The organism is Halobaculum roseum, assembly GCF_019880245.1.
Taxonomy (GTDB): Archaea; Halobacteriota; Halobacteria; order Halobacteriales; family Haloferacaceae; genus Halobaculum; species Halobaculum roseum.
Map to the genome: position 1 here is coordinate 258,943 of NZ_CP082288.1, position 22,120 is coordinate 281,062.

Here is a 22,120-nt window from a genome sequence, read left to right on the forward strand (position 1 = left end):
TCGGAACGCGGTTCGGGGCGCTCATCGGCCGGTCACCCCCGGGCGTCCCGGTTCCGCGTCCTCGGCCGGAGGTTCGGCGTCGTCGGCGACTTCCCCGGTCGCCGGCCGCTCGACCGTCAGCGACCAACGGCCGTCGCCGTGGCGGCGGACGCGGGGGTCGAGCCCGTCTCGCGGACAGCCGAACCCGACGCTGACCGCATCGAGCAGCGGGTCCGGCGGCGTCGAGTCGAGGAGCGATAGCCGCCCGCCGGGATCGGTGTCCGCGGCCTCCGCGCGGACGTGCTCGCGGCGCGGGCGCTCGGGCATCCCGCGCACGTCGACGGCCGCCGACGGCACCGGGTCGTCGCCGTCGAGCCCGATCCGCTCCCGGACGGTCGACGCCATCTCGCGGGCCGCCTCCGGGACGGCGTCATCGCCGTCGCCCTCTGGACCGACCGCGAGCCGCTCGCGCAGGTCCGCGTCGAACGGGAGGCTCGCGAGCACGGGACACTCCAGTCGATCGGCGGCGTCGACATCGGCGTCGAACAGGTCGTGGCTGTCGCCGCAGGTCGGACAGGTGAAGCCGTCCATGTTGCTGACGACGCCCAGCGTCGGGACACCGTTCTCGTCGAGCAGCTCCCGGAACCGAGCGGTGTCCGACAGCGCTGTCGCCGCCGGCGTCGACACCAACACGGTTCCGTCGACGGGGACCGACTGGGTGATGGTGAGCGGCACGTCGCCAGTTCCCGGCGGCACGTCGAGCACGAGCACGTCGAGACGGCCGTCCCCATCGCCGTCGGCTCCCTCGTCGCCCGCAGCGTCCTCGTCCGCACCGTCGACGGTATGGCCCCATGCGGTGTCGAACAACAGCTCCGAGAGCGCCTCGTGGGCCATCGATCCCCGCCAGGCGACCGGACCGCCGTCGGCGAGCAGGCCGACGCTCATCGTCTCGACGCCGGCGCGCTCGACGGGCGCGGCGGCGCCGTCGTCGGTCGCGCGGACCGGTCCCTCGACGGCGAGCAGCTCCGGCACGTTCGGGCCGTACACGTCGGCGTCGAACAGCCCTACGTCGAGGCCGTCGGCCGCGAGCGCGCGAGCGAGCGCGACCGAGACGGTCGTCTTGCCGACGCCGCCCTTGGCGCTGGCGACCGCGACGACGTGGTCGACCCCGTCGAGCGTCCGGTCCGCCGCCGGAGTGTGGTGCTCGTGCACGTCGTCGTGGCCGTCATGCCCGGCGTCATCGTGGTAACCCGCGCCACCGGATGCGTCGTCGCGCGCGTCCATGTCCTCGGTACCCACCTCCTCGACGCGGACCTCCTCGACGCCAGCGACCTCGAAGACCGCGCCCCGGAGTCGTTCGACCGCGAGATCGGAGGTTTCGGGACCGAGCTCCCCGTCGGTCGGAGCCGGCCCGAGGGAGACGTCGAGCGTGACCGTCCCGTCGGCCGCACGGACGTCCGTGACGACGCCCGCCGTGAACGGGTCGTCGGCGAGCCCGTCGGGCAGCGACGCGTCGGCGAGGGCGTCGGCCGCGCGTTCGACCAGCTCGGCGTCCTGGTCGGCGGCGTCGCCGACGCGGCCGTCGCCGTGAGCGTCGCAGTTGTGCGCCGGGTCGTCGGCCATCACCACACCTCCCCAGTCTCCCGGTCCTCGGGGTGGTCGGTGTCCATCAGCGTGCCGCCGTACGGGCGGAAGCCGAAACCGTAGCGTTCGGCGACCGCCTCGACGAGGTCCTCGCGCTCGGCGATAGCGTCCGTCTCGAAGCCGTACCCCTCGACGGCGTCGACGAGGCCGTCGTCGTCGATCCGGCCGGCCGCGTGGGCGTCGGCGATGGCCGAGCGGAACGTGTCGGCGTTACGCCGCAGACGCATCGCCTCCTCGAACGTCGCCTCGATCCCGTCGGTCGGTTCCTCGCGGTCCAACGGAACCTCATCGAGCAGGTCGACCGCGCGGGCGTCGTAGTCGTCGGCCGCCACGAGCACCTCGACGACGCGGTCACGCATCGACAGGTCACGCCAGTCATCGCGGGCGTCGCCGGGGACGAACTCGTCGACGACCGACTCCCAGGTCGCCTCGCGCTCGGGGTCCTCGAACGCCTCGGCGACGAACGCCGCGACGTGTTCGTCGGGGACCTCGATGCCCAGCCGTTCGCCCGCCCCGGCCGCCGAACCGCCCGCGTCGGTCGCTGGCTCCTCGCCCGATTCTTCGCCGGTCGCGTCGAGTTCGTAGTCGCTCATGTCGTGTCACCTCCGTCCGTCGCTGTCGGTTCGCCCGCCCGGACCGCTCGGCGGGCCGTTCGGTCCGCCGCCGAGGCCGCCGGGTGCCCCCCGAGAGGAGTCGGTCGGGGGACCAATGGGCGCGCCGACACCGTCGGGACGGCCGTCCGGCGCCTCCTCCGGGCGCTCGGGGCCGCCGCCGGGCACCGAGGACGGCACCTCGATGTCCTCGGGGTCCTCCCCGCGAGCCGTCGCCAGCGCGCGTTTCGCGGCCCGGACCACGTCCTCCGAGCGGTCGGTGACGCCCTGCGACTCCAGCGCCTCCTCCGCGCGGTCGGTCCCCAGTTCGCCCAACGCGGTCGCGGCGCCCGCCCGGACGAACGCCTCGGGATCGCGCGCGAGCACCGCCGCGAGGACGGTCACGGTCTCGGACTCCTCGCCCGGGAAGGTCGCGAGGTACTTCGCGGCGTACTCGCGCACGCCGGCGTGGGGGTCCGCCTTGAGCCGCTCGCGGAGGGTCTCCGCGTCCGCGGCGCCCGTCTTCGCCAGCGCGATGACGGCGTTGCGTCGGACGAACCCGGAGTCATCGGGGAGGGCGTTCCGCAGTCCCTCCCCTGCCTCGTCGGGCGCCGCCCGCGCCAGCGCGACCACGGCCTCGGCGCGGACCCACTCGTTCGGGTCGTCGAGGCCGGGCGCGACCGCCGAGGCGTCCGCGCCGGCGACGCCGAGCGCCTCGACGGCGAACTGTCTGACGTCCGGATCGCTGTCCCGTTCGACGCGCTCGCCGAGTCGGGACACGGTCTCTCCGGCCAGTCCGTCGGCCGCCGCGTCGACCAGCCCGAGCGCGGCGTCGCGCCGCGTCGCCGCTTCGGGGGCGCGCAAGGCGGTCCGGAGCGACTGTTCGTCCTCGGCCGGCGCCCGTCCCCGGGCGCTCCAGTTCGCGTAGTCGTCGGATCCCATGGGTGTGAGTGAGTGCGTGGTGTCAGGACCGCCGTCTGATCGACCGGTACGCGACGAGGTACGTGACGACGACGACGCCGACCACGCCGGCGAGTCCGTTGCCGAAGCTCCGGGTGATCCAGAGTCCGTCGTCCCCGTCGCCGCTCGCGGTCTGTTCGCCCTCCCCGCCCGCGCCGTCACCGCCAGAGCCGCCGGAGTCGCCCGAGGAGTCGGACGGAACCGACAGTTCATCGCCCTGTAGCTGGCTGAAGCGCAGGGTGATCGACTTCTTGCCGTTCACCTCGTCGGCGCTGCCGTTCCAGACGGCGAACGCGATGTGGACCGGCTCGCCGCCCGAGAGCCCGGCGTCGTAGGTGCCGTTCGCCGTTCGCTCTCGGACGAACACGACCTGCCAGCCGTCGTCTGTCCGCCGGCCGGATGCCTGCACCGGCTGGTTCTCGGCGTAGCTCAGCGAGCCGTACCCCTTCGCGTAGTAGTTCTGTCCGTAGTCCGAATAGCGCTGCTTCGAGAGGGGGTTATCGGCCGCGAGCCCGGGCTTGGTCTCGGCGTCCGGGTGCGGGTACGCGTACATGTCGCCGCCGACGTCCTGGTCGCCGTGTTGCCAGCTCGCGCGCCAGTACCAGATGTTCACCGGCGCGTCGCCGCCGCCCATCATGATCGGCGGCTGCTCGCCCCGACGGAGCATGATCGCCGCGGCGTCGCTGTAGGCGCCCGGCTCGGAGATGTTCGTGTCGGCGGTCGGGTCCTCCCACGTCAGCCTGAAGGCGACGTGGGTGTCGTTCGCCGCCGTTTCGACGGCGAGTCGTCCGACGGTGCCGCCGCCGTACGGGAGCGCCATCTGCTGGGGGTTGAGTTGGACCGTCCGTTCGGTGGCGTTCTCCCACGCGAGCGCCCCCGGCTCCGTCGGGGCGGTGTCGACGGCCGCGACCGGCTGGCTGCCGCTCGTCACGGCCGCGCCCATCGCCGCCTGCGCCGACAGCAACAGCGCCAACACGACGGCCGTGATGGCTGTCGCACCCAGTGCCGCGGAGGTGTCGAGGCGGTCGGCCGCGGCCCGTTTCGCGGCGTCGACCCCGACGCTCATGCCGGCTCACCCCCGAGCCCGGCGTCCGTCTCGGGCGGCTCCGGGTGGCGCGCCCGGTCGTGCTCGATCAGCTCGCTCGCCAGATCCGCCGCGGCGACGTACACGTCGGCCGCGGGATCGGGAACGTCCTCGCGCTCGACGGCCGCGCCCAGGTCGTGTGCGAGGCCCGGCAGGAAGTCGGCCAGATGCGTCTCCAACACGGTCGCCTCCGCGAGTTCGAGCGTGCGGGCGTCGCCCTCGTCGTCGGGGTCGGCCTCCGCGACGGCGCGACGCGCCGCCAACACCTGCATGATCTCCAGTTCGACGGCGACGTGGTCGTGGCGGTCGTGGAAGGCGTCCGATCGGTCCAGATCGAGCGAGTCGAGCAGCCCCGAGACGGTCGCGATCCGGCGTTGTTTCGCGCTCAGGTCGTCGCGGACGGTGTATGTCGCCTCGTACGGGACGACCGGATACTCGCCGTCGTCGCCCGGGAGCCCGAACAAGGCGTTGTAGCCGTCCGCGAGCGTCTCAGCGTCTAGATCGGGGGATCCCAGCGCGTCGGCCAGATCGCCGGCCGCCCCGCCGCAGCCGAGCCGGTCGGCCGCCTCGCGCATGCTCTCGACGGCGGCCGCGTCGGTCAGCTCCGCGACGTTCGACTCCTCCGGGTAACAGAACGCCCCCGCGACGACGGCGTACAGTGCCGCGCGAGCGCCGTGGCGTCGCTTGACTTCCTCGAACTCCTCCGGCGTAGTAGGTGTGTCCGTCATCGTGATCACCTCACGGCTGGTTGGTCCACTGTTCGCCCTCGCGGACCTCCATGGGCTCCTCGATGGGCATGTCGACGACCTTCTTCCCCTTGCGGTCCCAGCCCTTCACCCGGTTCTCCTTCACCCGGTACGTCTCGATGAGCCGGGTGGTCGCGCCGAACAGCTGGAGGATGCCGAGCACGTGGTGGCTCGGATCGCGGGCGCGCTGCTGGACGATCTTCACAGACTCCTCGTAGGTGGATCCGGGCCAGTCGTTGCGCTTCTCGTCCACGTTCGGCGTGAACATCTGCGTGAGGAACTCCGGCGGCACGTGGTACGGCGGCATGTAGAACACCTGCGGCCGGGTCCCGAACTGCGGGTACAGCGGCAGGGCCACCTTCTCGTCGGACTTGACGAGGTAGTTGATCGGCGAGCGGCCGTCGGCCGCCGAGGAGACGTCGTTCGGGTGACCCGCGTCCGGCCCGCGATTGATGTTCCCGTGCAGGCGGGTCTTCCCGATGCACGAGGAGACACAACGCGGCACGTTCCCGTCCTCGATGCGGGGGAAACAGCCGACGGGCTTCTCGGAGATGCCTGTCTCGGGGTTGTACATCGGCTTGTGGTACGGGCACGACTTCACGCAGCGGCGGTACCCCCGGCACCGCTCCTGGTCGAGCAGGACGATGCCGTCCTCCTCGCGTTTGTAGATCGCCTGTCGCGGGCACGCAGCCAGGCACGCGGGGTTTTTACAGTGGTTACAGAGTCGCGGCAGGTAGAACTGCCACATGTCGTGGTACTGCTCGTTGTCGGGATCGGATTCGACCACGTCGCCGGCGGGGTACTCCCCGTGGGACTGGTCGTCGCCGAGCGCAGGGTACTCCCACTCCTCCTTGGCGGCGACGTAGCCGCGGACCTGCTCGCCGTCCTCGGCGGCCTCGAAGATCGTCTCGTCGGGACCCAGGTCGTCGAGCAGGCGCATGTCCCACCCCATCGGATAGCCGCCGTACGGCTCGGTTTCGACGTTCATCCACCACATGTACTCCTCGCCCTCGCCGCTGGTCCAGGTGGACTTGCAGGCGAACGAGCAGGTGTTGCAGTTGATACACCGGTTCGTGTTGATCACCATCCCCCAGTGCCAGTCGCGCTCCTCCTCGCGGTGCTCGTAGGGGTAGCTGTGCTCGCGGCCCAGTTGCGGGTTGTAGGTCTGAGGCATCAGGAGTCACCTCCGCTGCCGCCGGCGTCGCTGCCGCCGTCCGTCTGCAGGGTACCGTCGATGTAGTCGCTCACCAGATCGTCCTTCCGGGCGTCGGCCGGGCGCCAGTCGGCCTCCTCGTACTTCTCGACCTCGACGAGCGTGTCGCGCTCGACGCCCGTCGGCGCCCAGACCGCCTCCTCATACCCCTGCGCGAATCCGGCACCCTGCCAGGCGATGTCATCGTCGACGAGGTCGGAGACGTTGGGGTCGCCGAACGTCGGCTTGTGGACCATGCCGTCCGATTCCAGCAGCGGGTCCAGCCAGATGTTCGTCGCCACGTTGTAGCCGTGGGCGTCCTTGTCCGGCGCCTCCTCGTCCTCGGGGAACTGCTGGTCCCACCAGCCGTGCCAGATGGTGAGCTGCCCCACGTCGCCGGCCTCGGTGGGGCGCTGTCGCTCGCTCACCATGACGCGCACGACCATCGACCCGCGCTCGCCCGAGATTCGGACGTAGTCGCCCGTCTCGACGCCCACATCCGCTGCGTCGCTGGGGTGCATCTCCACGAACGGCTCGCCCAGCGGGGGGGCGTCGTTCGTCTCGCCGTCGCCGGTCGGGAACGAGAAGTCCTCGACGAGGCGCTCGGTCCCCTCGGGGTCGGCGTTGGTCGAGCCGAAGTCCCGCGAGGACCAGATAAGGTTCCAGTCGGTCATCCCCCACGACGAGTGGGTGCGGTACTTCGGGTGGGGCGTGTTGTAGTGGAACGTGTTGCCGTCGTCGAACAGGTCGTTGCTGCCCTCCTTGGCCTCGTCCCACCGCTTGCCGGGGTCGTACGGCGTCCCCTCGACGCTCTCGTAGTGGTGGATGTCGTCGCGGCCGAGCTCGATCAGCCGGTCCTCCTCCTTGTGGAACTCCATGCGGCCGGTCTTCGTGTAGAACGGCCGGTCGTCGTGAACCTGCGAGTAGAAGGGGACCCGCGGGTACGTCTTCAGCTTCAGGCGCTCGGGGCCGTCGCGGAGGTCCTCCACGTCGATCCCCTGCGTGGTCGTCCCGGCGTCGAACGCCTCCTGGATGTAGTTGGTTACGTCGCCGTCCTCGTCGAGGAACTCCGAGAAGTACGCCCGGTAGGAGTCGACGTTGCGCTCCTCGGGCGGGATCTTCTCGTCGAGCTTCTCGGCGACGCGGGCGACGATCTCCCCGTCCTGCTTGGTGTTGTACAGCGGCTCCATCACCCCGCTGTCCATGTGGACGAACGGGTTCTCCGGGCCGACGGTGATGTCGGGGTACTCACACTCCAGCCAGGAGGGAACCGGGAGCACGATGTCCGCGTAGCGCGCGGAGTAGGTCATGTGCATGTCCGAGACGACGAACAGCTCGTTCGCCGTGTCGGGGTGCGTGACGAAGTTCTGCATCACGTGCTCCTGGTGTTTCGTCTGGTTCAGGAGGTTGCAGTTCATCGTCCACAGGATCTCCGGCCTGTGCAGGTTGAACGAGGACGCTCCCTCCGGCATCAGCGGTTCCTCGAGGTCGTCCTGCGCGACGAGGTCGCCGTCGTAGTCGCCGCGGATCGAGTTCGGATCGAGCGGCTCGCCGCCGAAGAACGCGAACATGTGGCCCGGGTAGATCCCGTGGGCGCTGTTGCCGTCGGGGTTGACGTACGTCGGGTACCCGTCGAGGAGTTCGATCTTGTACTGGCCCGAGTAGTTGTAGTAGCCGGCGCCGCGCTCGCCGATGTTCCCGAGCATCGCCTGCACGAGGAAGATGCCGCGTTGGACCTCGCTGGCGCCGTAGAACCAGTGGTTGATCCCCTCGCCGGTGAACCACTGGGCCCGATCGGCGGCGGCGAACTCCCGGGCGGTCTGCCGGAGTTTCTCGGCGGGGACCGTCGTGATATCCTCGACGGTCTCCGGGGAGTAGTTCTCCATCACGTTCGCCTTCTGGCGGGCGAAGTCGGAGCGAACCTCGACGGTCGACCCGTCCGCCAGCGTCACCTCGGCCTCGGCCTCCAGTTGGGCTGTCTCGGGCGTTTCGGCGCCGACGGCCTCCCGGTCGACGGGGTGGAGGTCGCCGTCCTCGCCGAGGACGACGAACTGCCCCCAGTCGCCCTCGATGTGGTGGCTCGGCTCCTTCTCGACGCCGCCCTCGGGAGGCTCGACGTCCTCGAACACCTCGTGGGCGCGAAGGTACTTGTCGGAGTCCTCACGCACCAGCAACGGGAGCGACGTGTACCTCCGCATGAACTCCTCGTCGTACAGTTCCTCGTCGATGACGACGTGTGCGAACGCGAGCGGAACGGCCGGGTCGCTGCCGGGGCGAACCGGGAGCCAGCGGTCGCACTTCTGGACCGTCGGCGAGTAGTCGGGGTAGATCCCAACCATCTTGCCGCCGCGCTCGCGGGTCTCCTGGAGCCAGTGGTTGTCCGCGAGCTTGTTGTGGATGAGGTTCTTCCCCTGCATGACGGTGTAGTCGGCCGCCCGCCAAGCCGACGCGTCGGAGTCGCTGGTCTGGTATCCGGTCGTCATCACGTGTCCCGGCGGGAGGTCGGCGTACCAGTCGTACTCCGTCCACTCGCAGCCGCCGAAGATCGACGCGAGGCGTCGGGCCGACCCGTGGCGCGTGAACAGGCCGTCGGCCTTGATCGCGTTGAACACGTGGAAGCGTTTCTCGTCCTCCAGGCTCGCCATCTTCTCGGCGATGAGGTCGATCGCCTCGTCCCAGGAGACGCGCTCGAACTCGTCGGAGCCGCGACCCTCGGGGTTGGGGTTTTCGGGGTCCCACCCCTTGCGAACGAGCGGGTACTTGATCCGGCTCGGCTCGAAGGTACGACGGTGCAGCGTCAGGCCCTTCATACAGCCGCGGGGGTTCCAGTGGCGACTGACACCGGCCTCCTCGTACCCGCCGGGGGAGCCGGGGCCGGGGCTGCCCTCCTCCTCGTGGTAGATCTGCTCGGCGCGGATCGGCACGCCGTTCTTCATGTAGAAGTTGAGCGCGCACGACTGCGTGCAGTTGGGGTGACACACCGTCCAGTCCACGCTGTCGTAGGCGTAGATGTCGTGGTACACCTCCTCCCAGTCGCGATTCGGATACGACTTGAGGGGGTTGTCGACCGACGTGACGGGGTCGACCGACTGTGTGGCGGCCCAGCCGCTGGAGACGAGCGTCGAGACGGTACCCGCGGCCGCCGCTTTCACGAAGTCTCGGCGACTCAGTTCCACGTCGATCCACCTCCGTGCGAACGCGTACGCATACGCGTCCGTTCGGACGTGACCTTCAACAACCGATACTCTCGTTCCGGGCGACTGAGGGCGGCCGCGAACACCTTCACGCGCCCGTAAAAACCCCGTCGGGCGTCGGTTCCTAGCCCGGGGAGGCGAGCCCGTAGCCTCCGTCGACAGTTCGGGGGGTCAGCAGCAGTACATGAACGGGTACATCAGTGCGACCCGGTCCCCGTCCTCCAACTCGGTGTCGAACCCGTCGAGGTGTTCGTTGAACCGCCCGTTGATCGCGATCCGGGCGTACGCCCTCGTTCGGTCGCCCTCGGGGTTCGCCGTGAAGTCGTCGGGAAGCTCCTCGGGCGCGGGCGCCCAGCCGTGGGCGACCTCCTCCTCGGGCGTCTCGGCGATGAGGAACTCGGCGACGTCGTGTTCGTCGAGGAACGCCTCCAGGAACTCCCGCAGCGTCGTTCCCTCGAAGGAGTACTCGAATCGGTGCTCGGGCAGGGCGTCGTACAGCCGCCCGGTTCCCTTCACCTCGACGGTGGTGACGGCCCGCTCGTCATCGCGCTCCGGGGCGTCGGTGTCGGCGACACTCATGGGAGAACTTGGGCGTTCGGAGACCCTCAACGCCGCCCCGAACACGTTCGACGCGAAGGGACGGCGCGGTCCGGTCGTGGGTCAGTCGCTGGGGAACGCGGGCGATCCGGCTCCGAGCGTGCCGTCCCCCGCACGCTCGGCGGGAGTGAGGTAACACTGCGGGTCGCGGGCGCCGAACTCTCCCTCGACCGTCAGCGCGCGCAGGCGTGAGGCGCCCCGGCAGATGTCGCCGTACGCGCAGGTTCGACACTCCTCGCCGAGGCTGTCGGGTCGGTCCCGAAGCCGACGAAGGAGCGGGTTCGACTCGTCCTCCCAGATGTCGCCGAACGGGCGGTCGCGGACGTTCCCCAGCGAGTACGACTGCCAGAACTGCGTCGCGTGGACGTTACCCTGATAGTCGATGTCGGCGACCCGCTCGCCGGCCGGGTCGCCGCCGTTCGTTCGGAGGTACCGTCGGACGCGCTCGGCGCGGTCGGGACCGAACTCGCGACGGGCGTACTCGACGATGTATGCCGCGTCGCAGTAGTTGCCCACGAGCAGCGTCTCGATCTCCTCGCCGTCCTCGTGATACTCGCGCGTCAGGTCGACGAGACGCTCGACGGCGTCGCGGCGCGCCTCGGGCGTGATGTCGGCGTCCGGGACCCCGCGACCACCGTACGCGAGGTGGTAGAAACAGAAGCGGTCGACGCCCACGTCGGTGAGCAGGTCGACCACGTCCTCCATGTCGGGGACTGTGTCCTCGGTGACGGTGTAGCGCAGCCCGGTCTTCAGCCCCACGTCGAGACATGCCTCGATGCCGCGGATCGCTGCGTCGAACGCACCCTCCTGCCCGCGGAACTCGTCGTTCACCTCGCGGCGGCCGTCCACCGAGATGCCGGCGTACGCGAGGCCTGCGTCGCGGAGTTCCCGGGCGCGCTCGCGAGTGAGCAACGTTCCGTTGGTCGACAACACCGGCCGGATCCCGGCGTCGCTCGCGTGGGCAACGAGTTCGGGGAGGTCCTCTCGAACGAGGGGCTCTCCGCCCGAGAAGAGGACGACCGGGACGCCGTAGTCGGCGAGTTCGTCGAGCATCCCCTTCGCCTCGGCGGTCGAGAACTCTCCGGGTGCGGCGCCGACGTCGGCGCCCGCGTAGCAGTGAGCACACGAGAGGTTGCACCGTTTCGTCCCGTTCCAGACGACGACGGGGCGCTCCTGTTTTCGCTCGCGGATCTGTTCGGCCGTGGAGTCGCCGTCGCCGTACCGGAGCCCGTCCCCCTCGGCGTCGAGGTCGTACAGGAGCTTGCTGACGGAGATCACGACTCGACACCCCCGTCAACGTCGCCTCGGTCCTCGGCATCATCGTTGAGTTCGGCCCCGTCCGCTTCGACTTCGGCGTCACCCTCGTATTCGGCGCCGAGGTCGCGCTCGGCGAAGCGTTCGATCCGGTCGCTTCGGATCAACCACAGCGTCGACGCGTCGGGAAACAGCGTGTTCGCCTGTTCGTGCGCCACGTCGGGGGACGGCGCGGTGACGCTGCCCGCGTGCCGGAGCGGGTCGGCGGGCGACTCGCGGCCGAACACCTCCCACTCGGGGGCGTCGTCCGCCCGCGCCGCCTCGACCCGCGTTCGCCGATCGGTGTCTGCCATCGTCGGGAGAACGGCGGCCGAACCATACGGCGTTCACGACGACTCCCAACGAGTGGGAACCGGGGAGAACTGCTTATCAGTCCCTCGTCAACGACGAGGTGATGTCCGACCGATCTCCCGACCGGCGAACGGTACTGCGCGCGACCGGACTCGTGGCCGCTGGCGGACTCACCGGACTGGCCGGCTGTACGGCCGGTAGCGGAGGTGACGGTGGAAGCGGGGAGGGCGACAGCACCGACACCGACGAGCCGACCGCGACGCCGGAATCGAGCGGCGACGATGGATCCTCCGGCGGCGACGGCACCGACACCGGCGGCGACTCCGGGAACGCCTCGTTCGACGGGTGGTTCGACGACGTCGACAACTACGACGGCGTCGTCGACGAGACGAGCGCCGACGAGGTGACCGTCGAGGTCGGTACGGAGGCCAACGGCGGCTACTACGGCTTCGGGCCCGCCGCGGTGAGGGTGTCAACGGGAACGACCGTGGTCTGGGAGTGGACCGGACAGGGGTCCAGCCACAACGTCGCGGCCGAGGACGGCTCCTTCGAGTCCGAGTTGGTCTCCGAGGAGGGACACACGTTCAGTCACACGTTCGACTCCTCGGGGACGACCAAGTACGCCTGTACCCCGCACAAGGCGATGGGGATGAAGGGCGTCGTGGTCGTCGAGTGATCGGGGAGGGCTACCCGCGGAGAACTACGCACACACATGTTCGACACGAGCCAGCGCCCGATAGTTCTCGTCTGGGAGGCCTCACGCGCGTGTGATCTGGCCTGTGACCACTGTCGGGCGGAGGCGACACCCGGTCGTCATCCCGACGAGCTGACGACCGCCGAGGGCAAGCGCCTGCTCGAATCCGCGCGGGAGTTCGGCGACGGGCAGGTGGTCGTCCTCTCGGGCGGCGACCCGCTCAAGCGGGACGACCTCGCGGAGCTGATCGCCCACGGCGACGACATCGGCCTCCGGATGGCGCTCACACCCAGCGGGACCGCGTCGCTGACGCGTGAGCGCATCGAACGGCTCGCCGACGCCGGACTCCGACGGGTCGCCCTCAGCATCGACGCGGCCGACCCCGCGGTCCACAACGGCTACCGCGGCGAGCCGGGCGTCTTCGAGGAGACACTCCGTGCCGCGCGGTGGATCCGCGAATCGGATCTGGGCCTGCAGGTCAACACGACCGTGTGTGAGCGGACCGTCGAGGAACTCCCCGCCGTCCGCGAGCTGGTCGGCGAACTCGACGCGGTGCGCTGGAGCGTGTTCTTCCTCGTTCCGGTCGGCCGTGGTGCGATGCTCGATCCCGTCTCGCCCGAGCGGGCAGACGCGGTCATGGACTGGCTCCACAGCGTCGCCGATGATTCTTCGTTCGCGATCAAGACGACCGAGGCGCCCCAACACACCCGCGTCGGGCTCGAACGAGACGGCGTCGACCCGGCTGAGCTGACTCCCGGAGCCGGGTCGCCGGCGACCCGGCCGAACGTCCGCGCCGGCGACGGGTTCGCGTTCGTCAACCACGTCGGCGACGTGACGCCCTCGGGCTTTCTCCCGAAATCGGCGGGCAACGTCCGCGAGGACGACCTCGTGGACCTGTATCGGAACGCCGACCTGTTCGAACGGCTGCGCGACCGCGACGCGCTCACGGGGAAGTGCGGCGCCTGCGAGTTCCGCGCCGTCTGCGGCGGCTCCCGGTCGCGGGCGTACGCGGTCGCCGGGGACCCGCTCGCCTCCGATCCGCTGTGTCCGTACGTCCCGGAAGGCTACGACGGGCCGGTGCCCGACCGCGTTGGCGACGCCTGAGGCGTCGCCTCCGCCGGCCCGTTCCCGGACTACTTCTCGCGACGGCCCGCCCCGACGAGCCGCTTCAACAGCGGTCGGTCCGAGGGCCGTTCGGCCAACAGCAGGGAGGCCTCCACGTCGTCCGCGATGTTCATGTGAAGCGAGTCGGTGACGAGCCGCGAGAGCAGCCCCTGTTCGGTGGCGCCGATGAGGACCAGGGTGTTGTCCTCTGCCGCCCGCTCGATCGCGTCCTCGACGTCGCCGGACTCGTCGACGATGCGGTCGGCGTCCTCCAGTCCGTTCTCGGCGGCCCACTCCGCGAGGAACGTCTCGCCGCGCTCGCGGTCCCCGGGACCGTCCGCGACGTGAAGCAGCGAGACTTCGGCGTCGAGAGCCTCACGGAGCCCGCGGGCGACCTCGGCGCTCAACACGGAGTTGGGGCCGCCCGCCGTGGGGAGCAGGACTCGCGAGCAGTCGAGCCCGCGGTCCTTGACGACGAGGAAGTCACACGGCAGGCGGTTGGTCAGCTCGTCGATCGGGCGTTCGGCCCGAGCCGAGGCCCAGACTCCGTCGTCCGCCCAGCCCATCATCACCAGGTCGGGACGGGTGCGGTTCGCGCGGTCGAAGACGTCCTCGAACGAGCGGTGGGTAACGAGCGTCGAAGTCTCCAGGTCGGCCTCGTAGCGCTCGGCGAGGTCGCGTACGTCCCCGAGCAACTTGTTCGACTCGGCGGTGATCCGGTCGTGGTCGGTTCGGCGTTTGCCGTGGGTGGGTTCGGAGGGGATCTGTACCATGTGAACCACGTGGACGACTCCCTTCTCCCGGGTCGACGCGAGCGCACAGGCCATCTCGACCAGCCGGGATTCGGTTCGGGGATTGGTGATCGGCACGAGGATCCGGAAGGAATCCGGGTCGCGGACGAACTCCTCGACCGTGTCGAACAGCGGCACGTACGAGCGCCCGGCGAGGCTCCCGAGCAGCGACTCGCGGATCGATAGCCTGCGGACGTTCTCGAAACGCGCGGTCTCCAGGCGCTCTTCGGTTGTCTGATAGTAGTTGACGATCGTGACCAGCACGACCCCGCCGACGGTGTTGCCGACCAACACCGGGATCACGAAGTCGGTCATTGCCAACAGGAATCCCAGGTCGCCGACGAGCATGAGGTAGACCGCCTCCGTGAACGAGACGACGCTGTGATTGAGGTTCCCCAGCGGGATGGTGAGAAACGCGAGGTAGACGACGACGAGCCGGGAGATGGTGTCCTGAGCGGCGAAGTTCATCCAGACGACGCCCGCGACGATCAGCCCGGCGAACGACCCCCTGAAGAACAGCTCCCAATTGGTGGTCTCGTACACGCCCGTCGCCGCCAGGTCCACGGCGACTGCCCCCGCCTCCGGGGATAACACGCCGCCGTACGCCAGCACGACCGCGCCGATCGCGCCGCCGGTGAAGTTCCCGAGCGCGACGATCGTCCAGTGGCGCAACAGCGACGGCACCGACGCCAGTCGCTCCAGCGTCAACGCGACCGGGGGGAGGGTGTTCTCGGTGTACAGTTGGTAGCCGCCGATGATGATGTAGATGAAGCCGATAGGGTACAGCATCGCCGCGACGACGCTGCTGTCCGTCTGCGGGTACATCGAGGCGTACACCAACAGCGTGATCGTGATCGCGAACCCGCCGGCCAGCGCGGCGAAGAACAACTCGCGGGTGCCGGAGGTGATCTCGTGGTCCGCGTCGGCGACGATCCGCTGGAACACCTCGTCCGAGGAGAAGCGGTCCGGAACGACCGATCCCGACTCGGGAACGCCGTTGTCCGTGTGACCGTGGCCGTCGTCGCCGGACGCTGGCGACGAGCCGTCGTGCGGATCAGCCATTATTCCTACCAGCGACACCGGAACAATGAATCTTGGTTTCGTCGTCGAACGAGCGGCGGGGACACGCGGGCACGAGCGTCAGCACGGCTACGTGGTTCGACGGCCGTGACCCCCGCTGTGGCCGCGACGGACGGAGCGCGTCCGCTCGTGAGGACGGCGACGGCGACCGCGACGCTCGCGGGAGAGCCTCCACGGTCACTCCCCGCCCTCCGCCGGCGACGACGCCGAGCGGATCGTGACCGTTTCGATCCGGCTGTCGTCCATCGCGGTGACCTCGACGACGTGGCCGTCCACGTCGAGCGAGTCGCCCACCTCCGGCACCCTGTCCAGTCGCTCGAGCACCAGTCCCGCGACCGTCTCGAACTCGTCGGTGTGGAACGACGTGCCGAGAGCGTCGTTGACCGTTCGGAGCGGAACGCCGCCGTCGATCTCGTACCCACCGTCGGTGCGGCGGCGGATCGATGCCTCGCGCTCGTCGGTGTCGAACTCGTCGCGGATGTCGCCGACGACCGCCTCGACCACGTCCTCGACGGTCGCGATCCCCTCGAGTCTCCCCCACTCGTCGACGACCGCCGCCATCTGCTGGTGTTCGTCACGGAACTGCAACAGGAGGTCGTCGATCGGCGTCGTCTCCGGGACGACGAGCACGTCGCGTGCGATATCGGCGGCGGTGGTGTCCGCCGCCGTCTCCGATTCGCCGGCACGAAGCACGTCCTTGAGGTCGACGAAGCCGACGATCTGGTCGGCGTCGTCGGCGTCGACGACGGGGTAGCGCGTGTGTTCGGCCGATAGTGCCGTCGCTCTGATCGCCGACAGCGTCGCGTCGGCGGGAACGGCGACCACGTCGGGACGCGGAACCATCACCTCCCTGACGACGATGTCGTCTAGGTCGAACACCCGCTCAATCATCTCGACCTCGCGGGCGTCGACGTTCCCCTCATCGCCCGCTCGCGACAGCACCATCCGGATCTCGCGTTCCTCCAGCGTCTCGTCGGTCTCGGAGGCCGGCGGGATTCCGATCAGACTGGTGAAGGCGTTCGCCGTCCCGTTGAACACGACGAGACCCGGGTAGAACACGTAGTAGAACAGCTTCAGCGGCGGCGCGACGAGCAGGGCGATCCGCTCGGCGCGGGCGATCGCGATCGTCTTCGGCGCGAGTTCGCCGAAGACCACGTGCAGGAAGGTGATGAAGCCGAACGCGAGCGCGAACGACACCAGATGGAGGAGATCGGGCGGAAGCACCGTCCCGAGCGCCGGCTCGAGGAGGGACGCCACCGCGGGCTCGCCCGCCCACCCCAGCCCGAGCGAGGCGAGGGTGATCCCGAGCTGTGTCACCGCGAGGTAGTCGTCGAGCGACCCCATCGCCTCCTGAAGCGTGTCAGAGCCGGCACGGCCCTCCTCGACGAGCTGGTCGACGGAGGTGGCGCGGACGCGGACGAGGGCGAACTCCGCGGCGACGAAAAAGCCGTTCAACACCACGAGCACCAGCGCCACCAGGAGACGTCCGGCGGCGAAGACGACGTCTACCATGCGCCACCCCGGTTGCGCGGGCGACCGTGCGTACCCGCGAGGGCGGGCGGACGAATCGACATACTACCACACCGCCGGCGGGGCACTTAATTACCAGACCGGCACCGGACGCGACATCGGGAACCGATAAACTGGACCGAACGCGAAGGAGGGACGGGAGCGCGAAACCGGAACGGGGGAGCGAGAACAGACCGAGGAGCGAGTGGGGGGCTCGGGACGCGGTTCCCGGGGACGGCAACCGGTCGTCAGCCCTCGTAGCCGGCGTACTCCATCAGCTGTGCAAAGATGTCGGTGTCCATCGCCTCCTCGTAGACGATCCCCGTGAGCATCCCGCCGGGGTAGCTCGTGCCGTTCATCACGTGGTTCACCTTGTGGCAGTGCATGAGGTAGATCCCCGGGTCGGCGTCGGCCGTGAACTCGATGGTGTGGCGCTCCGCGGGCGCGATGTCGGTGATGTCCATCTCGTGGCGCGCCGCCTCGGGGATGGTGCCGCCGTCCTTCTCCACCAGCTGGAACCGGTGGTTGTGGATGTGCAGCGGGTGGTTCATGTACCCGCCGTTGACGTAGTGGACGCGAACGGTGTCCCCCTGCGAGACGATCATCGGCGACCCGTCCTCGGGGTGGAGGGTCCGCGGCGCCGACTTGCCGTTGATCGTGAACACGTCAGGGTGGCGGTCCCGCGGCGAGTAGCTGGCATCCTCGCCGGCCATCATCCGGTTGAGGTCCGAGTCCCAGTCCTTCACCGTCATGAAGTACTCGCGGTCGGCCGGCTCGTACCCTTCGGGGTCGACCCGGAAGATGCCGTACATCCCCATGTCGATGTGTCGATGGGTCTGGTAGTGACAGTGGTAGACGTGCGTTCCGGGCACGTTCGCGGGGATCTCGTACTCGTGGGTCTCCCCCGGGTTGACCGTGATCCCTGTCGTCGTCGGGACGCCGTCGTTCTCCCACGTCTTGCTCGTCCCGTGGAAGTGGAGCGTGTGGGGCCGCTGTCCGTCGGTGTTGTCGAGGACGACCGTCATGTCCTCCCCCTCGGTGGTCCGGAGGATCGGCCCCGGAACCGAGGGGTCGCGGTCGTCGGCCTGGAACGCCCACACCTGCGGGAACTCGATGGGCCCGCCCATCGCCTCGCCGGGGTGAACCTCGTGACGCGCCGGAAGCGTCTTCATCGTCACCGTCCCGCCCTGCTCGTCGACGTTGACGACCTCCGGGGGCGAGGTGGTGGGAAGCTCCGAGTCGGTCTGGGGCGACGCCGCGTCGGTCCCGACCGCCGTCCGTCCGCTCGCGGCGGTCGGAGCGTTACACCCCGCAAACGCCGCCGTCGCGCCGGTCGCGCCGGTGGCAGCCAGGAACTCGCGTCGACTCATCTCCGAACCGGGAGCGCCGATCTGCGTCATACACGAACACGTTGGGGGCACACCCGAAAAGGGAGAGACGCTGGTTCCCAGCGACTGGGATCCGGTCCCGGAACCGGGGATCATAAGAGGAGAACACCGAAACAACCACTCATGGTGCGCGATACCCGGCCGGGGGCCGACCCCGAACCCGACCTCCAGCCGGTACTCGACGCGCTCGACGACCCGGACTGCCGGACCATCATCGAACACCTGGACGAACCGCTGACGGCCGGAGAGGTGTCCGAGGAGTGTGATATCCCCATGTCGACGACATACAGAAAGCTCGACCTACTCTCGGAGGCACAGCTGTTGGCCGAGAGCGTGGAGGTCCGTCAGGACGGCCACCACGCGACCCGGTACCGAACGGACTTCGAGGAGGTGATCGTCGCGCTGACCGAGGAGCGGTCGCTCGACGTCGAGATCGAACGGCCGGCCGAGGACGCCGCCGACCGCCTCGCGAGCATGTGGGGCGAGGTCCGCAAGGGGGCGGAGCAATGAGCCACCTCACCATCGCCATCGCGGCCGCCAAGACCCTGACGTTCGTCTTCGGCGCGACGATCACGTACCTCTCGTGGACCGCCTACCGTCGGACGCGGGCGGCCGCCCTCCGCTCGCTTGCGGTGGGATTCGCGATCGTCACCGCCGGGAGCGTGCTGGGTGGCGGGGTCGATCTCATCGGCGACCTGCTTCCGATCGCCGGGTCCGAGCCGGTCATCCTCTACGGGGTGTTGGTCCAGAGCGTCCTCACCATGATCGGGTTCGGGTTCATCACGTACTCCCTGTACCGGGAGTGAAGTCCACGACCGGCACGCGGGCGTGATACGCCCGCCCGCCTACCGAACCGTTCGTCGTCCGGTGATCGCCTCGATCTCGAGTTCGTAGCCGATCAGAGCCGTCTCCTCGATCGCCTCGTCGAACACCCTGAGGGGAACGTACTGGTCGTTGAGGTCCGCCGCAGTGGTCGCGTCCCGGTCCTCCTCGGGAAGCCGTCGTATCGGTCCCGTCGCGATGATACTCCAGGAGTCCTCCGGCCCCTCGTATCCGTACGCGAGGAAACACGCCGTGTCGGTCGCGTCAGCGAACGCCAACTTTCTGCTGGCGCCGTCATCGCCCAGCCGAAACCGGATCGATTCGCCGTCGTACCGGAACGCCACCGGAACGGCGTAGGCGTCCCCGTCGCGAGCCAACGACAGCACGCCCGTCTGACGCTCACGGAGTCGCTCGTCGACCTCCTCGTCGGTCATGCCCGCCGTGTACACCCGGTCAGTTACGTCCATCGCTATCGCCGTTCGGATCCTCGTCGGGCACGGGCATCAATCGCGGCGTCGGTTCCGAGGACCCCGGAGCAGGGCTGACGGGTCCGGGGCGAACCATGCCGTTTCAGCAGTCGATCCAGTGTCCGCGGGAGGTCACCCTCCGGAGGCTGTTCGTTCCGGGTCACGACCGATCCTGGTCACCGGAGACGCGGACCCTGACGGCCGAGTGTTTGTACTCGGGGATCTTCGCGACGGGGTCGAGGGCGTCGCCGGTGAGCGTGTTCACCAGGGGGTCGGCCGTGTGGAACGTCGCGAAGACGCGCCCGCGACCGACTGCGGGTGTCACCTCGGCGATTGCGCTCACCGCGCCCCGTTCGCTCTCGACGGTGATCCGGTCGTCGTCGGCTATCCCGCGGTTCGCGGCGTCGTCGGGGTGGATCTGCACCCGCTGGGGACCGGCCATCCGCACGAGCCGGTCGGAACGGCGCGTGAGGGCCCCGCTGTTGAAGTGTTCGATGACGCGACCGGTGGTCAAGACGAGATCGTCGTCGTCGACGGCGTCGGCCGGCTCCACGTGCTCGACGATCCGGAGCGGTGCGTGGCGGGCTCCGGTCGCGAACGTCTCCTCGTGGAGGACAGTCGTCCCCGCCTCGGCGTCCTCCTGGAACGGCCACCGCTGGCTGTCCGTGCCTATCTCGTCGTACGTCATCCCCGAGTACTGCGGTGTCACGCGCGTGAGTTCCTCGAACACCGACTCCGGCCGGTCGTACGTGAACGCTCCCGGCTCGTTCGTCAGCCGGCTGCCCAGCTCACACAACACCTCCAGGTCCCGGCGGGCGTCCCCCGGCGGGACGGTGTTCGGGCGCATCCGAAGCACCTGCCGGTCGGTGTTGGTGACGGTGCCGCCGCGCTCGGCCCACGCGCTCCCGGGGAGCACCACGTCGGCGTGCTCGACCGTCTCGGTCACGAAGAGGTCCTGAACGACGAGGCAGTCGAGCGAGTCGAGGGCGTCGGCGACCCGTGTCGCGTTCGGCTCGGTGACGGCGGGATTCTCGCCGAGGACGAACGCGCCGCGGACCGTCTCGCCGAACGCGTGGGTGGCCTCGACCTCCGTGAGTCCGGGCTCTGCGGGGAGGTCGATCCCTTCGACGTCCCACTCGGCCGCGAGCTCCGCACGTGCCGCGTCGTCGGTGACCGGACGAGCTCCGGGGAGCAGATCGGGGAGCGCACCCACGTCGCCGGCGCCCTGGACGTTGTTCTGTCCCCGGAGCGGGTTGACGCCGGCGCCGCGGCGTCCGAGATTGCCGGTTACCAGCGCGAGGTTCAGCAGGGCGTGAACGTTCGCCGTTCCGTAGTGATGTTGGCTCAATCCCATCCCCGAGAATATCGCCGCACTGTCGGCGTTGGCATACGTCCGTGCGGCCTCGCGGAGGCTCCCGACATCGACCCCCGCGTCCGCCGCCGCCGCCGGCACGTCGAGGCCGGCGGCGAACGTCCGGTACTCGTCGAGCCCGGACACGCGGTCCGCACAGAACGATCGGTCGATCCGGTCCTCGGCGACGATCGTCGCCCCCAGCGCGTTCAACAGCCGGATGTCGTATCCGGGGCGGACCGCAAGGTGGACGTCCGCAGCCTCGGCGGTGGCGGTCTCCCGCGGATCGACGACGATCAGGGCGGTCCCGTTCCTGATCGCCGGGAGGAGGTACGAACGAAAGATGACGGGGTGGTTCTCGGCCGGGTTCGCGCCGACGACGAGGAACGCGTCGGCCTCGCCCACGTCGTCGAGCGAGTTCGTCATCGCGCCCGCGCCGAGCCGGTCGCGCATGGCCGCGACCGTCGAGGAGTGGCACAGCCTCGCGCAGTTGTCGACGTTGTTCGTCCCGAGCAACCGGACGAGCTTCTGGAGCACGTAGTTCTCCTCGTTCGTGCAGTTCGACGAGGCGAAGAACGCCAGCGCGTCGGGGCCGTCGGCGGCGACGATCCCGGCGAAGCATCGCTCGATCCGATCCAGCGCGTCCGCCCAGGTCGCCTCGACCAGTTCACCGTCTTCCCGGACCAGCGGCGTCGTCAGTCGGTCCGGGTCCTCGACGGCGTCCCACGCGGCGACCCCCTTCGGACACACCTCCGCGCGGGTGTTGACGGGACCGGCCCACCCCCGGGCGCCGTCGGTCGACGGATCGTACTCGATCCCGCAGCCGACGCCACAGAACGGGCAGATACTCTCGGCGGCGCCGGACGTGCGGTCGGAGTCGGACATATGCGACGTTCGACCGGGGGCGTACTATATGTTACTCAGACGAACGGTTCCGCCACGGCCGGCGGGCGCTCGACGGTAGTACTATCAGCGGTCCGAACTGAATCGAACGCAGCGATGCCCGGACCGTCCCACGGAGGGCTGCCATGAGCCGACCCGATCACTGGAGACAGCAGGAGCGTACGCTATCGGGCGGAATCGTCGGCCTCACCTGTGCCACGGAGCCACTTCGAGAGGACCCACGACACGATCACGATACCCTCGATCCTCGCCACCGTGTACACCCACGGACGGAGTTCGATCTCCTGATCGTCGGCGGCGGCGACACCCATCCAGAAGTCGACCGTCCGCTTCGGCAGGAGCGACTCGACGATCCCGAACGCCAACAACAACAGTCTGAGCACCATACCCCACCGTTCGTGTCGTTTCAATACAACGTTG

At 69.3% G+C, this 22,120-nt stretch carries 20 protein-coding genes; 4 read left to right on the top strand and 16 right to left on the bottom strand.

What is annotated here, in order from left to right; all coding sequences use genetic code 11:
* Positions 1 to 21: 21 nt before the first annotated feature.
* The 10 genes from K6T36_RS17590 to K6T36_RS17635 all read right to left on the bottom strand — a co-directional run bounded on the left by K6T36_RS17590 (position 22) and on the right by K6T36_RS17635 (position 11,593).
* The gene (locus tag K6T36_RS17590) at positions 22 to 1,602 is read right to left on the bottom strand and encodes a P-loop NTPase (RefSeq protein ID WP_225935258.1); all 1,581 of its coding nucleotides are present in this window, start codon (positions 1,600 to 1,602) and stop codon (positions 22 to 24) included.
* Positions 1,602 to 2,216: a hypothetical protein gene (locus K6T36_RS17595; protein WP_222923751.1), complete on the bottom strand. Its 615-nt coding sequence runs from the start codon at positions 2,214 to 2,216 to the stop codon at positions 1,602 to 1,604. The genes K6T36_RS17590 and K6T36_RS17595 overlap by 1 nt, the downstream gene beginning before the upstream one ends.
* 6 nt (positions 2,217 to 2,222) lie before the next feature.
* On the bottom strand, positions 2,223 to 3,155 hold the full coding sequence (locus tag K6T36_RS17600; protein WP_222923752.1) for a HEAT repeat domain-containing protein: 933 nt from the start codon (positions 3,153 to 3,155) through the stop codon (positions 2,223 to 2,225).
* A 22-nt stretch (positions 3,156 to 3,177) separates the two neighbouring features.
* The gene (locus K6T36_RS17605; protein ID WP_222923753.1) at positions 3,178 to 4,239 is read right to left on the bottom strand and encodes an ethylbenzene dehydrogenase-related protein; all 1,062 of its coding nucleotides are present in this window, start codon (positions 4,237 to 4,239) and stop codon (positions 3,178 to 3,180) included.
* Positions 4,236 to 4,985 carry a TorD/DmsD family molecular chaperone gene (locus K6T36_RS17610; protein ID WP_222923754.1) on the bottom strand — a complete coding sequence of 250 codons (750 nt, stop codon included), beginning with the start codon at positions 4,983 to 4,985 and terminating at the stop codon, positions 4,236 to 4,238. Before K6T36_RS17610 ends, K6T36_RS17605 begins: the two co-directional genes overlap by 4 nt.
* A gap of 10 nt (positions 4,986 to 4,995) precedes the next feature.
* Positions 4,996 to 6,177 (bottom strand): 4Fe-4S dicluster domain-containing protein, encoded by a 1,182-nt coding sequence (locus K6T36_RS17615; protein WP_222923755.1) that lies wholly within the window; start codon positions 6,175 to 6,177, stop codon positions 4,996 to 4,998.
* Positions 6,177 to 9,371, bottom strand: coding sequence for a molybdopterin-containing oxidoreductase family protein (locus K6T36_RS17620; protein ID WP_222923756.1), 3,195 nt, complete (start codon positions 9,369 to 9,371; stop codon positions 6,177 to 6,179). The genes K6T36_RS17615 and K6T36_RS17620 overlap by 1 nt, the downstream gene beginning before the upstream one ends.
* A gap of 189 nt (positions 9,372 to 9,560) precedes the next feature.
* A complete protein-coding gene (locus tag K6T36_RS17625) occupies positions 9,561 to 9,968 on the bottom strand; it encodes a MoaD/ThiS family protein (protein WP_222923757.1) in 408 nt (135 codons plus the stop codon).
* 81 nt (positions 9,969 to 10,049) lie between these two features.
* Positions 10,050 to 11,264: a TIGR04347 family pseudo-SAM/SPASM protein gene (locus K6T36_RS17630; protein WP_222923758.1), complete on the bottom strand. Its 1,215-nt coding sequence runs from the start codon at positions 11,262 to 11,264 to the stop codon at positions 10,050 to 10,052.
* Positions 11,261 to 11,593, bottom strand: coding sequence for an Htur_1727 family rSAM-partnered candidate RiPP (locus tag K6T36_RS17635; RefSeq protein ID WP_222923759.1), 333 nt, complete (start codon positions 11,591 to 11,593; stop codon positions 11,261 to 11,263). Before K6T36_RS17635 ends, K6T36_RS17630 begins: the two co-directional genes overlap by 4 nt.
* Before the next feature lie 101 nt (positions 11,594 to 11,694).
* Here K6T36_RS17635 and K6T36_RS17640 point away from each other — a divergent pair, with 101 nt between their 5' ends.
* Both K6T36_RS17640 and K6T36_RS17645 read left to right on the top strand, forming a co-directional pair.
* Complete coding sequence (locus tag K6T36_RS17640; protein WP_222923760.1) at positions 11,695 to 12,267, top strand: halocyanin domain-containing protein; 573 nt, start codon at positions 11,695 to 11,697, stop codon at positions 12,265 to 12,267.
* A 36-nt stretch (positions 12,268 to 12,303) separates the two neighbouring features.
* Positions 12,304 to 13,389: a TIGR04053 family radical SAM/SPASM domain-containing protein gene (locus tag K6T36_RS17645; protein ID WP_222923761.1), complete on the top strand. Its 1,086-nt coding sequence runs from the start codon at positions 12,304 to 12,306 to the stop codon at positions 13,387 to 13,389.
* A 29-nt stretch (positions 13,390 to 13,418) separates the two neighbouring features.
* On the opposite strand, the gene K6T36_RS17650 is transcribed toward K6T36_RS17645, so the two are convergent.
* The 3 genes from K6T36_RS17650 to K6T36_RS17660 all read right to left on the bottom strand — a co-directional run bounded on the left by K6T36_RS17650 (position 13,419) and on the right by K6T36_RS17660 (position 18,169).
* Complete coding sequence (locus K6T36_RS17650; RefSeq protein WP_222923762.1) at positions 13,419 to 15,242, bottom strand: formate/nitrite transporter family protein; 1,824 nt, start codon at positions 15,240 to 15,242, stop codon at positions 13,419 to 13,421.
* A 195-nt stretch (positions 15,243 to 15,437) separates the two neighbouring features.
* A complete protein-coding gene (locus tag K6T36_RS17655) occupies positions 15,438 to 16,772 on the bottom strand; it encodes a hemolysin family protein (protein WP_222923763.1) in 1,335 nt (444 codons plus the stop codon).
* 245 nt (positions 16,773 to 17,017) lie between these two features.
* A complete protein-coding gene (locus K6T36_RS17660; RefSeq protein WP_222923764.1) occupies positions 17,018 to 18,169 on the bottom strand; it encodes a multicopper oxidase domain-containing protein in 1,152 nt (383 codons plus the stop codon).
* Between the two features lie 111 nt (positions 18,170 to 18,280).
* On the opposite strand from K6T36_RS17660, the gene K6T36_RS17665 reads away from it, so the two are divergent.
* Both K6T36_RS17665 and K6T36_RS17670 read left to right on the top strand, forming a co-directional pair.
* The gene (locus K6T36_RS17665; RefSeq protein WP_222923765.1) at positions 18,281 to 18,667 is read left to right on the top strand and encodes a winged helix-turn-helix domain-containing protein; all 387 of its coding nucleotides are present in this window, start codon (positions 18,281 to 18,283) and stop codon (positions 18,665 to 18,667) included.
* Positions 18,664 to 18,963, top strand: a complete 300-nt coding sequence (locus tag K6T36_RS17670; protein WP_225935259.1) for a DUF7521 family protein — start codon at positions 18,664 to 18,666, stop codon at positions 18,961 to 18,963. Before K6T36_RS17665 ends, K6T36_RS17670 begins: the two co-directional genes overlap by 4 nt.
* A gap of 39 nt (positions 18,964 to 19,002) precedes the next feature.
* On the opposite strand, the gene K6T36_RS17675 is transcribed toward K6T36_RS17670, so the two are convergent.
* The 3 genes from K6T36_RS17675 to K6T36_RS17685 all read right to left on the bottom strand — a co-directional run bounded on the left by K6T36_RS17675 (position 19,003) and on the right by K6T36_RS17685 (position 22,086).
* Positions 19,003 to 19,446, bottom strand: a complete 444-nt coding sequence (locus tag K6T36_RS17675; protein WP_222923766.1) for a pyridoxamine 5'-phosphate oxidase family protein — start codon at positions 19,444 to 19,446, stop codon at positions 19,003 to 19,005.
* Between the two features lie 160 nt (positions 19,447 to 19,606).
* Entirely contained in the window at positions 19,607 to 21,682 is a 2,076-nt protein-coding gene (fdhF, locus tag K6T36_RS17680; RefSeq protein ID WP_222923767.1) for a formate dehydrogenase subunit alpha, read from the bottom strand.
* A 182-nt stretch (positions 21,683 to 21,864) separates the two neighbouring features.
* A complete protein-coding gene (locus K6T36_RS17685) occupies positions 21,865 to 22,086 on the bottom strand; it encodes a hypothetical protein (protein ID WP_222923768.1) in 222 nt (73 codons plus the stop codon).
* Positions 22,087 to 22,120: the final 34 nt, after the last annotated feature.

What these genes read in the sequence shown, in the direction of transcription:
- K6T36_RS17670 (WP_225935259.1), top strand. Translation starts at nt 18,664, where the DNA reads ATGAGCCACCTCACCATCGCCATCGCGGCCGCCAAGACCCTGACGTTC.
- K6T36_RS17610 (WP_222923754.1), bottom strand. Translation starts at nt 4,985, where the DNA reads ATGACGGACACACCTACTACGCCGGAGGAGTTCGAGGAAGTCAAGCGA.
- fdhF (WP_222923767.1), bottom strand. Translation starts at nt 21,682, where the DNA reads ATGTCCGACTCCGACCGCACGTCCGGCGCCGCCGAGAGTATCTGCCCG.
- K6T36_RS17635 (WP_222923759.1), bottom strand. Translation starts at nt 11,593, where the DNA reads ATGGCAGACACCGATCGGCGAACGCGGGTCGAGGCGGCGCGGGCGGAC.
- K6T36_RS17685 (WP_222923768.1), bottom strand. Translation starts at nt 22,086, where the DNA reads ATGGTGCTCAGACTGTTGTTGTTGGCGTTCGGGATCGTCGAGTCGCTC.
- K6T36_RS17605 (WP_222923753.1), bottom strand. Translation starts at nt 4,239, where the DNA reads ATGAGCGTCGGGGTCGACGCCGCGAAACGGGCCGCGGCCGACCGCCTC.
- K6T36_RS17660 (WP_222923764.1), bottom strand. Translation starts at nt 18,169, where the DNA reads ATGACGCAGATCGGCGCTCCCGGTTCGGAGATGAGTCGACGCGAGTTC.
- K6T36_RS17675 (WP_222923766.1), bottom strand. Translation starts at nt 19,446, where the DNA reads ATGGACGTAACTGACCGGGTGTACACGGCGGGCATGACCGACGAGGAG.
- K6T36_RS17665 (WP_222923765.1), top strand. Translation starts at nt 18,281, where the DNA reads ATGGTGCGCGATACCCGGCCGGGGGCCGACCCCGAACCCGACCTCCAG.
- K6T36_RS17655 (WP_222923763.1), bottom strand. Translation starts at nt 16,772, where the DNA reads ATGGTAGACGTCGTCTTCGCCGCCGGACGTCTCCTGGTGGCGCTGGTG.
- K6T36_RS17615 (WP_222923755.1), bottom strand. Translation starts at nt 6,177, where the DNA reads ATGCCTCAGACCTACAACCCGCAACTGGGCCGCGAGCACAGCTACCCC.
- K6T36_RS17600 (WP_222923752.1), bottom strand. Translation starts at nt 3,155, where the DNA reads ATGGGATCCGACGACTACGCGAACTGGAGCGCCCGGGGACGGGCGCCG.
- K6T36_RS17625 (WP_222923757.1), bottom strand. Translation starts at nt 9,968, where the DNA reads ATGAGTGTCGCCGACACCGACGCCCCGGAGCGCGATGACGAGCGGGCC.
- K6T36_RS17645 (WP_222923761.1), top strand. Translation starts at nt 12,304, where the DNA reads ATGTTCGACACGAGCCAGCGCCCGATAGTTCTCGTCTGGGAGGCCTCA.
- K6T36_RS17590 (WP_225935258.1), bottom strand. Translation starts at nt 1,602, where the DNA reads ATGGCCGACGACCCGGCGCACAACTGCGACGCTCACGGCGACGGCCGC.
- K6T36_RS17595 (WP_222923751.1), bottom strand. Translation starts at nt 2,216, where the DNA reads ATGAGCGACTACGAACTCGACGCGACCGGCGAAGAATCGGGCGAGGAG.
- K6T36_RS17640 (WP_222923760.1), top strand. Translation starts at nt 11,695, where the DNA reads ATGTCCGACCGATCTCCCGACCGGCGAACGGTACTGCGCGCGACCGGA.
- K6T36_RS17650 (WP_222923762.1), bottom strand. Translation starts at nt 15,242, where the DNA reads ATGGCTGATCCGCACGACGGCTCGTCGCCAGCGTCCGGCGACGACGGC.